This is a genomic window from Trinickia sp., assembly GCF_051954495.1.
Classification (GTDB): Bacteria; Pseudomonadota; Gammaproteobacteria; order Burkholderiales; family Burkholderiaceae; genus Trinickia.
Genome location: NZ_JBQCHR010000080.1, coordinates 1 through 11,104, shown reverse-complemented (window position 1 = coordinate 11,104; position 11,104 = coordinate 1). Strand labels below are relative to the sequence as shown.

8 protein-coding genes, 1 tRNA gene and 1 pseudogene are annotated in these 11,104 nt (G+C 64.4%); 5 read left to right on the top strand and 5 right to left on the bottom strand.

What is annotated here, in order from left to right; all coding sequences use genetic code 11:
* The 5 genes and pseudogenes from sucD to recA all read right to left on the bottom strand — a co-directional run.
* The coding region (gene sucD, locus ACTHNR_RS10995) for a succinate--CoA ligase subunit alpha (protein ID WP_440547634.1) at positions 1-823 on the bottom strand (823 nt) is incomplete at its 3' end.
* A gap of 104 nt (positions 824-927) precedes the next feature.
* On the bottom strand, positions 928-2,094 hold the full coding sequence (sucC, locus tag ACTHNR_RS10990) for an ADP-forming succinate--CoA ligase subunit beta (RefSeq protein WP_440547633.1): 1,167 nt from the start codon (positions 2,092-2,094) through the stop codon (positions 928-930).
* The gene (locus tag ACTHNR_RS10985) at positions 2,091-2,825 is read right to left on the bottom strand and encodes a DUF2889 domain-containing protein (RefSeq protein ID WP_440547632.1); all 735 of its coding nucleotides are present in this window, start codon (positions 2,823-2,825) and stop codon (positions 2,091-2,093) included. The genes sucC and ACTHNR_RS10985 overlap by 4 nt, the downstream gene beginning before the upstream one ends.
* An 81-nt stretch (positions 2,826-2,906) precedes the next feature.
* Positions 2,907-3,389, bottom strand: a pseudogene (gene recX / locus ACTHNR_RS10980) (recombination regulator RecX); the annotation flags it as partial.
* Between the two features lie 31 nt (positions 3,390-3,420).
* Entirely contained in the window at positions 3,421-4,488 is a 1,068-nt protein-coding gene (recA, locus tag ACTHNR_RS10975) for a recombinase RecA (RefSeq protein ID WP_440547631.1), read from the bottom strand.
* A 295-nt stretch (positions 4,489-4,783) separates the two neighbouring features.
* On the opposite strand from recA, the gene ACTHNR_RS10970 reads away from it, so the two are divergent.
* The 5 genes from ACTHNR_RS10970 to ACTHNR_RS10950 all read left to right on the top strand — a co-directional run.
* Positions 4,784-5,563 carry a response regulator gene (locus tag ACTHNR_RS10970; protein WP_440547630.1) on the top strand — a complete coding sequence of 260 codons (780 nt, stop codon included), beginning with the start codon at positions 4,784-4,786 and terminating at the stop codon, positions 5,561-5,563.
* Positions 5,564-5,570: 7 nt separating this feature from the next.
* Positions 5,571-7,190, top strand: coding sequence for a sensor histidine kinase N-terminal domain-containing protein (locus tag ACTHNR_RS10965; RefSeq protein ID WP_440547629.1), 1,620 nt, complete (start codon positions 5,571-5,573; stop codon positions 7,188-7,190).
* Between the two features lie 245 nt (positions 7,191-7,435).
* Complete coding sequence (locus ACTHNR_RS10960) at positions 7,436-9,094, top strand: MFS transporter (RefSeq protein ID WP_440547628.1); 1,659 nt, start codon at positions 7,436-7,438, stop codon at positions 9,092-9,094.
* 96 nt (positions 9,095-9,190) lie between these two features.
* Positions 9,191-9,267: transfer RNA gene (locus ACTHNR_RS10955), tRNA-Met, on the top strand.
* Between the two features lie 176 nt (positions 9,268-9,443).
* A partial coding sequence (locus ACTHNR_RS10950; protein ID WP_440547627.1) for a DUF6538 domain-containing protein occupies positions 9,444-11,104 on the top strand: 1,661 nt, incomplete at its 3' end.

Genomic DNA, 11,104 nt, shown 5'->3' with positions numbered 1-11,104 from the left:
CGCAGGCTTGCATGATTTCGAGCTTGGCTTCGGCCGTGTCGGCACCGCCAGAAATCAGCGCACCGGCGTGGCCCATGCGTTTGCCGGCCGGTGCGGTGACGCCGGCGATGAAGCCGACCACGGGCTTCTTCATGTTGTCCTTGATCCAGTAGGCGGCATTGGCCTCGTCCGGGCCACCGATCTCGCCGATCATAATCACCGCGTCGGTATCCGGATCGTCGTTGAACATCTTCATGATGTCGATGTGCTTCAAGCCGTTGATCGGGTCGCCGCCGATACCGACTGCCGACGACTGGCCGAGGCCGATTGCCGTCAACTGGCCGACTGCTTCATACGTCAGCGTGCCCGAACGCGACACGACGCCGATGCGGCCCTTGCGGTGGATGTGGCCCGGCATGATGCCGATCTTCAGCTCGTCCGGCGTGATCGTGCCGGGGCAGTTCGGTCCGAGCAGCAGCGTCTTGCGGTTTTCGCGACGCATGCGGTCCTTGATCTCGATCATGTCGCGCACGGGGATGCCTTCCGTGATGCAGATGGCGAGATCGAGGTCGGCTTCGACCGCTTCCCAGATCGCCGCGGCGGCGCCTGCGGGCGGGACGTAGATGACCGAGACGGTCGCGCCCGTTTCGGCCTTCGCTTCCTTCACGCTCGCGTAGATCGGAATGCCTTCGAAATCTTCGCCGGCCTTCTTCGGGTTCACGCCCGCGACGTAGGCTTCGCGGCCGTTCGCGTATTCACGGCATGCGCGCGTATGGAACTGGCCGGTCTTGCCGGTGATGCCCTGCGTGATGACCTTCGTGTCTTTGTTGATGAGAATCGACATGTATTGACCTCTGTTCGTTTGGCGTCGCGCTGCGTCGCCGCGTGCATTCGCACGGGCCTGCCGCACCACGCGCCGCCATTCGTATCCGTGAAGCTGATGCGCCCTTATTTGCCCGCGGCGGCCGCAACGACCTTCTGCGCCGCTTCTTCCATGCTGTCCGCCGAGATGATCGGCAGGCCGGACTCGGCGAGCATCTTCTTGCCCAGATCTTCGTTCGTGCCCTTCATGCGAACGACGAGCGGAACGCTCAGGTTCACCGCCTTCGAACCGGCGATGACGCCTTCCGCGATCACGTCGCAACGCATGATGCCGCCGAAGATGTTGACGAGAATCGCCTTCAGGCCGGGGTTCTTCAGCATCAGCTTGAACGCTTCGGTGACCTTCTCGGTCGTCGCGCCGCCGCCGACGTCGAGGAAGTTCGCCGGCTCGCCGCCGAACAGCTTGATCGTGTCCATCGTGGCCATGGCCAGGCCCGCGCCGTTCACGAGGCAGCCGATGTTGCCGTCGAGCGAGATGTAGGCGAGATCGAACTTCGACGCTTCGACTTCAGCCGGATCTTCTTCGTCCAGATCGCGATACGCGACGATTTCCGGGTGACGGAACAGCGCGTTCGAATCGAAGTTGAACTTGGCGTCGAGCGCGATCACCTTGCCGTCGCCCGTGAGGATCAGCGGGTTGATTTCGGCGAGCGAGGCGTCCGTTTCCCACGTGGCCTTGTAGAGACCTTGCAGAATGGCGCGCGCTTGCGGGATCGAAGCGTCGGGCACGCCGATCTTCTTGGCGAGATCGTCGGCTTCCGAATCGAGCAGGCCCTTGGACGGGTCGACGGCCACTTTGTGGATCGCTTCCGGCGTCTTGGCGGCGACTTCCTCGATGTCCATCCCGCCTTCGCTGGAGGCCATCACGACGACCTTTTGCGACACGCGATCGATCACGAGACCAACGTACAGTTCCTTCTTGATGTCCGCGCCTTCTTCGATCAGCAGGCGGTTCACCTTCTGGCCTTCCGGACCCGTTTGGTGCGTGACGAGCTGCATGCCGAGGATTTGATTCGCGTACTCGCGAACCTGCTCGAGCGACTTGGCGACCTTCACGCCGCCGCCCTTGCCGCGGCCGCCCGCATGGATTTGCGCCTTGACGACCCAAACCGGGCCGCCGAGCTCTTCAGCGGCCTTGACCGCGTCATCCACCGAAAACACCGGCTTGCCGCGCGGTACCGCGACGCCGAATTTCCGCAGGATTTCCTTTCCCTGGTACTCGTGAATCTTCATGCGTGATTCCCTTCAGTCTGAGAGTTGGATTGAACTTCGTGATCGTGATGGGGTAATTCCGTGGAGCCCGCCGCGTCCGGTTTCGCTGTCCGGGTCACGGTCGCCGGCGGCCGCGCCGCCGGTGCATCGCTCGCTTTGACGCTGCGCGGGGCGTGCCCGTACCAGCGCGGATAAAAACGGCGCACCGCTTCGCCGTCGAACCGCAGCGCATGGCAGCGGTCGAGCTGGAAAGGCGGCTCGCGATGGACGCCCGCGCCTTCGGATTCGCCCTCGGGCTCGTCAGTCGCGCTATCGCGCGTATTCCAGACATCGCCGGCGAACGCCTGGATCGCGGCGGTCGGCAAGATGGAGCAGAGTTCGGTGAGATGCGTGCAGCCTGCCGTTCCGGCGAGCAAGCGCCGTGCGTGGCGGCGGAAATCGTTGAGGAGGTTGAGACCGATGAGCGCGCGATAGGCGGGATTGGCAGCTGAACAGTGGCCAGGATAGGGCACCCATTCCGACGACGCTTCGGCGTCGACGATGGTGAGCTTGCGATCGATGGTGATGCGGAGCCAGAGTTCATGGATCGGTAGGCCTTTGGGCCGGACACCGGGGGCCAATGCGACATCGCGCGGCTTGTGGTCGGTCAGACACGCCTCGATATCCCACAGGCCGTCGTCTCGCTCGAACGCTTCCGCATGGATTGCGCGGCGATGGCGCAACTGGCGGGAAACGGGCGGAGAGAGCGGCATGCGAGGGGGACGGCTGGCAGAGGAAAACCGACCGATTTTAACATACTGGGTATTTGGAGCACCGGACTCCGCCTCGGCGCCCTACTCGTCGCCCCAATCGTCGTCGCCCTTGAGGATTTGGGCGATCGTCGCCTGCGAGAAACCGCGCATCGCCAGAAAGCGAATCTGCTTCGCGCGATCGGCGGGCGATTGCGGCAATTGACCGAACTTCTTGCGCCACACCGCCTGAGCGCGGGCGCGCTCGGTGTCGCGTAGCTGCGAGCCAATGGATTGGATCAGGGAGTCGTCGAGCTTGTGCTGGCGCAGTTCGCTGACGATTCGGTTCGCGCCCATGCGGGCCGAACGCCGGTTGAGCACGCTTTCGGCGAAGCGTTCATTGGATAGCCAGCCTTCACGCTCGAGTAGATCGAGAAGCGGATCGAGCGTATCGCCTTCCTCGACGAACGGCGCCAGCTTGCGGGCGAGTTCGGCGCGACTGTGTTCGCGCCGCGACAGATAGTCGATCGCTCGCGCCTTCAGCGAACGAGCGGGCCGGCTCGATCGGCCGGTCTGCTCCGAGGCCGAAGGCGCCCGCTCTTTTCGCATCAGGCGAGGCTTACTCTTCGTCGGCCACTTCGACCGCGCCGCTGCTTGCCGGCATGGCGTTCACGCCCAGCGATTCACGGATTCGGTTTTCGATCTCGCGCGCGATATCGGGATTCTCGCGCAGGAATTCGCGCGCGTTGTCCTTGCCTTGGCCGATCCGCTCGCCGCTGTAGCTGTACCACGCGCCGGCCTTGTCGACGATCTTCGCTTGCACGCCCAGATCGATGATTTCGCCTTGGCGCGAAATGCCTTCGCCATACAGGATGTCGAAGATGGCTTCGCGGAACGGCGGCGACACCTTGTTCTTCACGACCTTGACGCGCGTTTCGTTGCCGATGACTTCGTCGTTCTTCTTGATCGAGCCGATACGGCGGATGTCCAAACGCACCGAAGCGTAGAACTTCAGCGCGTTGCCGCCCGTCGTGGTTTCGGGGTTGCCGAACATGACGCCGATCTTCATCCGGATCTGATTGATGAAGATGACGAGGCAGTTCGTGCGCTTGATCGTGCCCGTCAGCTTGCGCAGCGCCTGCGACATCAAACGCGCCTGCAGACCCGGCAGGGAATCGCCCATTTCACCTTCGATTTCGGCCTTCGGCACGAGCGCCGCGACCGAATCGATGACGATCATGTCGATCGAGCCCGAGCGCACGAGGGCATCGGCGATTTCGAGCGCTTGCTCGCCCGTATCGGGCTGCGACACGAGCAGATCGCCCACGTTCACGCCGAGCTTCGCGGCGTATTGGATGTCGAGCGCGTGCTCGGCGTCGATGAACGCCGCCGTGCCGCCGAGCTTTTGCATTTCGGCGATGACTTGCAGCGTCAGCGTGGTCTTACCCGACGATTCCGGCCCGTAGATTTCGACCACCCGCCCGCGCGGCAAGCCGCCGACGCCGAGTGCGATGTCGAGGCCCAGCGAGCCCGTGGACACCACTTGGATGTCCTCGGCCACCTCGCCGTCGCCGAGCCGCATGACCGACCCTTTGCCGAACTGCTTTTCGATCTGCGCGAGTGCGGCGGCCAGCGCCTTGCTCTTTTCAGCCGTCAGTCCAGCCGAGCCTTTCTTGCTTTCTTCCATGAATCGTCCTTTGCTATGATGAGCGGGCGTCTGAGGCGAGCGGGCCGGCTGTGAGGCGTAGGCGCCGCAGGGTGGCGGCACGTGCTCGCGGCACATATTTTCCGGCTGACGCGCGAAACGCAGACACTGTATAAAAAAACAGGGTTCTTTGCAAGCCCGGCACCGGCGGATTTGCGTTGCGGCAACGAGCGACCCAGCAGCGCCGCGCCGATTCGCCCCTCGGACCCCTATAAAGACAATCGGAGACACCCGCCCGGCGCCGGCGCGAAAGCACCGTCCGGCCGTGCGGCGCACCATGCGAATACTCATTGCCGAAGACGACAGCATACTCGCGGACGGCCTCGTCCGATCACTCCGCCAATCGGGCTATGCCGTCGATCACGTCAAAGGCGGCAGCGAGGCCGACAGCGCGCTGTCGATGCAGACGTTCGATCTGCTGATCCTCGATCTCGGCCTGCCCCGCATGTCGGGGCTCGAGGTCCTGCGCCGCCTGCGCGCGCGCAATTCCACCTTGCCGGTGCTGATTCTGACGGCCGCGGACGGCGTCGACGAACGCGTGAAGGGGCTCGATCTGGGCGCCGACGACTACATGAGCAAGCCGTTTCACCTGAACGAACTCGAAGCGCGCGTGCGGGCGCTCACGCGACGCGGCAGCGGCGGCGGGCCGGCCGTCGTGCGTCACGGCTCGCTCACCTACGATCAGGTCGGACGCGTCGCGTCCGTCGGCGAGCAGGTGCTCGAACTGTCGGCGCGCGAACTCGGCGTGCTCGAAGTGCTGCTGCAGCGGATCGGGCGGCTCGTGTCGAAGGAGCAGCTCGTCGATCACCTCTGCGAATGGGGCGAGGAAGTCAGCAACAACGCGATCGAAGTTTACGTTCACCGCTTGCGCAAGAAGATCGAGCCGAGCGGCGTGCGCATCATCACCGTGCGCGGCCTGGGCTACTGTTTGGAAAAGCCCGCGGCGAACGGCGCCGGCGCGACGCCGCCCACGTCCACGTCCGCAAGCGAAGTGTCGAGCGTGCCCGCCCCGCCTCCGACGCCAGCCGACCCTGCCGCGCACGCCCGTCACAAGTAGGCGCACCGTGGCTTCGCCCGCCTCCGCGAACGAGGACGCCGAGCGAGCGCCCGACGCGAAAGCACGGCCGCCCGAACCGCCCTCGCCCCAATCGCCGCCGCCCCCGCGCGGCGCGGCCCCCGTGAACCCGTTCGCGCCGCCCGACGAACGCGAGGGTGCGACGACGCGGCGGCCGAGGTCGCTGTTCGGCGAAATTCTCGATTGGATGCTCGCGCCGCTCTTGCTCCTGTGGCCGATGAGCATCGCCGTGACCTATCTCGTCGCCAAAACCATCGCGAACGGGCCCTTCGATCGCGGCCTCGAGACCGACGCTTACGTGCTCGCCCGGCAGATTCACCCCGTCAACGGCGTCGCGACGCTGACTTTGCCTGATGCCGCCCGCGACTTTCTGAGCGGCGACAACGTCGACAAAGTCTTTTATCAAGTGCTGGGGACACGGGGCGAGCTCGTCGCCGGCGTGAGCGACATGCCGCTGCCGCCCGTGGACGACCGCCCCCAGCCGGGTCTCGTCGAATTTCGCGATGCGATGCTGCACGGCAACGACATCCGCATCGCCTATACGACAGTGGAGCTGCCGCCCGGCGGGGACGGGCAAGCCGTGCTGGTGCAAGTGGCCGAGACGTTCGACAAGCGCAGCGCGCTGGCGAACGACATCATCAAAGGCGTGATCCTGCCGCAGTTCGTGATCCTGCCGCTCGCGATCGTCCTCGTCTGGTTCGGGCTCTCGCGCGGGCTCGCGCCGCTGACGACGCTGCAGGAGAACCTGCGCGCGCGCCTGCCCGACGACCTTTCGCCATTGGAAGCGTCGAGCGCCCCGCCTGAAATCGAGCCGCTCGTCACGTCCTTCAACGAGCTTTTGACGCGGCTCGCCCAAAACATCGATCTGCAGAAGCGCTTTATCGCCGACGCCGCGCATCAAATGAAGACCCCGCTCGCCGGGCTGCACATGCAGGCCGAGCTTGCGATGCGTCACGACGTGTCGCCGGAGGTGCGCCGCTCGCTCGAGCAGATCGCGGCTGGATCCGATCAAGCGGCCCGCCTCGTCACGCAGCTCCTCGCGCTGGCGCGCGCGGAAAACCGCATGTCGGGCCAAGTCTTCACTCATGTCGAGGTCGCGCACTTGGCTCGGCTGGCCGTGCGCGACTGGGTGCAGGCCGCGCTGGCCAAGCAGATGGATCTGGGCTACGAGGGCCCCGAAGCGCCTGTTTTCGTCGAAGGCAATCCCGTCATGCTCCGGGAGATGCTCTCGAACATCATCGACAACGCGATCCGCTACACGCCCGCCGGCGGGCGCATCACCGTACGCGTCGCCGCACGGCGCCAACCCGGCTACCAAGCTGGCTACGAAGCGGGACACGAAGGCGGCCAAGTCGATATCGAAGTCGAGGATACAGGGCCCGGCATCGCGCCGGCCGAACGGCCGAAAGTGGTCGAGCGGTTCTACCGCATCCTCGGGCGGGAAGGCGACGGCAGCGGGCTAGGGCTCGCGATCGTCAGGGAGATCGCCACCATGCACGGGGGCACGCTGACGCTCGAGGATCACGTCTATCAGGAAGCGCCGCGCCTGGTCGGCACGCTGGTACGCGTCAGTTTGCCTATATCGAGAACCACCCCGGAGTTACCCTAAGCCTTACGTCCCGCCGCCCTTCCCCCCAGACGATAAAATCGCCGAACCCAGCGAGATAGCGCAAATTTGGCCGTTTTTGCCCGACGAAGACCGGGAAAAACCGACAAATCGCTTTCTAACAAAAAGATGCCGGACGCGTCTCCCGCGTCAGTACGCCGTAAGGTTGGCTCCCAATAATCGACGACGGGTGTGAGCCTCAGACGGCCACCTGCGAACTTATTATCAAAATTGTTTGGAGACGACTCATGGCAACCGTTGGCGGGCAAATTTCGCACGCGCCGATGACGAGCGACGAGAAGCGGGTGATCTTCGCGTCTTCGCTCGGCACCGTTTTCGAGTGGTACGACTTCTATCTAGCGGGTTCGCTCGCGGCTTACATCAGCAAGAGCTTCTTCTCCGGTATCAATCCGACCGCCGCGTTCATCTTCACGCTGCTCGGCTTCGCGGCGGGCTTCGCCGTGCGTCCGTTCGGCGCGCTCGTGTTCGGCCGGCTGGGCGACATGGTCGGGCGCAAGTACACCTTCCTGATCACGATCGTGATCATGGGCTTGTCGACTTTCGTCGTCGGCTTCCTGCCCGGGTATGCGTCGATCGGTTTCGCTTCTCCGGTCATCTTCATCGCCATGCGGCTGCTGCAGGGCCTCGCGCTGGGCGGCGAGTACGGCGGCGCGGCGACGTACGTTGCCGAGCACGCGCCGGCCAACCGCCGCGGCTACTACACCTCGTGGATTCAAACGACGGCGACGCTGGGCCTGTTCTTGTCGCTGCTCGTGATCCTCGGCGTGCGCACGGCGATGGGCGAAGAGGCGTTCGGCGCCTGGGGCTGGCGCATTCCGTTCATCGCGTCGCTGATTCTGCTGGCGGTGTCGGTATGGATTCGCCTGCAACTGTCCGAATCGCCCGCGTTCGAGCGCATCAAGGCCGAGGGCAAGACGTCGAAGGCGCCGCTGACCGAAGCGTTCGGCCAATGGGCCAACCTGAAGGTCGTGATTCTCGCGCTGATCGGCTTGACGGCCGGCCAAGCCGTGGTCTGGTACACGGGCCAGTTCTACGCCCTGTTCTTCCTGACGCAAACGCTGAAGGTGGACGGCGCGACGGCCAACATCCTGATCGCGCTGGCGCTCTTGATCGGCACGCCGTTCTTCGTGTTCTTCGGCTCGCTGTCCGACCGGATCGGCCGCAAGCCCGTGATCATGGTGGGCTGCCTGATCGCCGCGCTCACGTACTTTCCGCTGTTCAAGGCGCTGACGCACTATGCGAACCCGGCGCTCGAAGCGGCTGAACAGAAAGCGCCGATCGTCGTCGTGGCGAACCCCGGCGAATGCTCGTTCCAGTTCAACCCGGTCGGCACGGCCAAGTTCACGAGTTCGTGCGACATCGCCAAGAGTGCATTGGCCAAATCGGGCCTGAACTACGCGAACGTGGCGGCGCCGGCGGGAACGTTGGCGCAGGTCAAGGTGGGCGATACGGTGATCGACACGTACGACGGCAAGGCCCCGGACGCGAAGGACAAGGCCAAAGCATTCGACAAGTCGCTGGCCGGCACGCTCAAGAGCGCAGGGTATCCGACGAAGGCCGATCCGTCGCAGCTGAACTGGCCGATGACCGTGGCGATCCTGGCGTTGCTCGTGATCTACGTGACGATGGTGTACGGGCCGATCGCGGCGATGCTGGTGGAAATGTTCCCGACCCGGATCCGGTACACGTCGATGTCGCTGCCGTACCACATCGGCAACGGCTGGTTCGGCGGCTTCCTGCCCGCGACGGCGTTCGCGATCGTCGCGGCCCAGGGCAACATCTACTCGGGGTTGTGGTACCCGGTCGTGATCGCGCTCGGCACGTTCGTGATCGGCATGTTGTTCGTGAAGGAGACCAAGGACTCGAACATCTACGCGAAGGATTGAGGGGGGCACGACGGGCCGATTGCGGGGCCGCTGGGGGGTGGCCCTGCAAAAGGGGGTTGACAGCGCGGCCCGTCGTGACCATAATCCGTCTTCTTCGGCGAATTAGCTCAGTCGGTTAGAGCGACGGAATCATAATCCGCAGGTCCGGGGTTCGAGTCCCTGATTCGCCACCAGCTTCAAGAAAAAGCCGCTGTTCCGCAAGGTTCAGCGGCTTTTTTGTCTCTGGAACGCCGGGAATGCGCCCGAACAGGCGCATTACGAGTCTAAAGCGCGCGAACGTTTTAGAGGCGGGCGGTTTTCCGGGAGCGGGTGCTACACGCCACTGTTACCTCAACGTGGAGAGCACACCGTGAAACACCCCTACCTGACCACCCGCGCCGATTCGACCCATTACTACTTCCGCCGCAAGGTGCCGCTCGAGCTGCGCGCGCAGCTGCGGAAAACTGAAATTTGGGTGAGCCTGGAAACGCCGTGCCGGACCGAGGCCATCACCCGCCTGCCGATGGCCGCCCTCGAGTATGAGCGCCTCGTCGCTCCGGCGCGGGCGGCGGCCGCCTCTGCCGCCATGGCCGCAGACGCCTGGTTGCCGCAGGCAATGCGCGCCGTCGACGACGAGCCTCACCCCTATCACCCGACCGTGCAGCCGCCGGGCACGACCCGCCTTGACGGTCTGCACATTCCAAGACTGGTCGAACGCTACAAATCAATTGCCCTCTTGAACGACGATGTGTATCGCCCCGTGCTGCTCAGGGAGGAGCCCGCGCGCGAGCCAGACGGCTCTCTGTACGACGACGAGGCACACAAGAACCTCCTGCAGGAGGCGCGCAGGCAGCTGCGGCGCGCCCGCGCGGCGGAAGACTTTTCGGACGTGCGCGAGTCCGTCGAGGAGCATCTGATGTGGGAGCGCGCCTGGCTGCCCGCTGCGTCGGCGGAATTTGTCACGCTGTTGAAGGCGATTGCCGATGCGCAACTGGCTGTCGTGGAAGAAGAGTTGCGGCGCCTCGAGGGCGAAGTTAGCGAGACGCCCGAGCTGATTCCCCTGGTCGACCAAAACGATACCTGGGAAGCCGCCCTGAAATGCTGGAAGGAGGAGCGGATGCCTTCGCCGAAAACCGTCCACGACGTGACGAGGCAGGTACAGCGCTTCAAGTCGCATGTCGGCGACCTGCCCCTGACGGTCTTGACGCCCGACCACGTTGAACGATTCAAGACGCTCTGCCTGGAAAGGGACGAGCTCGAGCACGGTCGCGTGAACACGATTCTGGCGTTGCTGTCACCGCTTATCACGCTCGCCATGAGCAAGAAACTGACGAAGCTGGCCCGCAACCCGTTCAGCGGCTTGAAGTATCCCGCCAAAGTGGTCGAGCGCAACCGAAAAACCGTACGCACCGCCTTCACGGTGGACCAGTTGAACCAGGTCTTCTCCTGCCCCGTGTATATGCATGGCCATCGTCCGGGCAAGGGCGGTGTCGAGGCCGCCTACTGGCTGCCGCTGCTCGGCCCGCATACCGGCGCCCGGGTCGAAGACCTGTGCCGGCTCACGGTCGCCGACGTGGTCCAGCGCGCGGGCGTATGGTGTCTTCACCTGCACGACTCCAAGCGCGAGAGCCGCACCGGGAACCGGACCGTCATGCGCCACGTCCCGGTCCACCGCAACCTGCTGCGACTCGGCTGGCTCGACTACGTCGAATCGCGCCGGCCAGCCGGCGGCTCGGCATGGCTCTTTCCCGACCTCGCGACCAACCAGTATGGCAAGCGCGGTGCGGTGTTCAGCGCCTGGTTTAACGAATACCTGCGCTCGCCCATCGGCGTCACGGACCCCGCGCTCGTGTATCACAGCTTCCGCCACACGTTCCAGACGTTTGGCGAGCTGGCAGGCGTCAGCGGGCACGTCATCGATGAACTGATTGGCCACGCGCCTGACAGCGGGTATGGCAAGAAGGAAGGTCGGTTCAAACGGCTGCCGTTTGAACTGCTCGTGCAGGCGATGGAAAAACTGGATTTTCCCGG

Coding starts and splice junctions, on each gene's coding strand:
- sucC (WP_440547633.1), bottom strand. CDS start 2,094: ATGAAGATTCACGAGTACCAGGGAAAGGAAATCCTGCGGAAATTCGGC.
- ACTHNR_RS10985 (WP_440547632.1), bottom strand. CDS start 2,825: ATGCCGCTCTCTCCGCCCGTTTCCCGCCAGTTGCGCCATCGCCGCGCA.
- recA (WP_440547631.1), bottom strand. CDS start 4,488: ATGGAAGAAAGCAAGAAAGGCTCGGCTGGACTGACGGCTGAAAAGAGC.
- ACTHNR_RS10970 (WP_440547630.1), top strand. CDS start 4,784: ATGCGAATACTCATTGCCGAAGACGACAGCATACTCGCGGACGGCCTC.
- ACTHNR_RS10960 (WP_440547628.1), top strand. CDS start 7,436: ATGGCAACCGTTGGCGGGCAAATTTCGCACGCGCCGATGACGAGCGAC.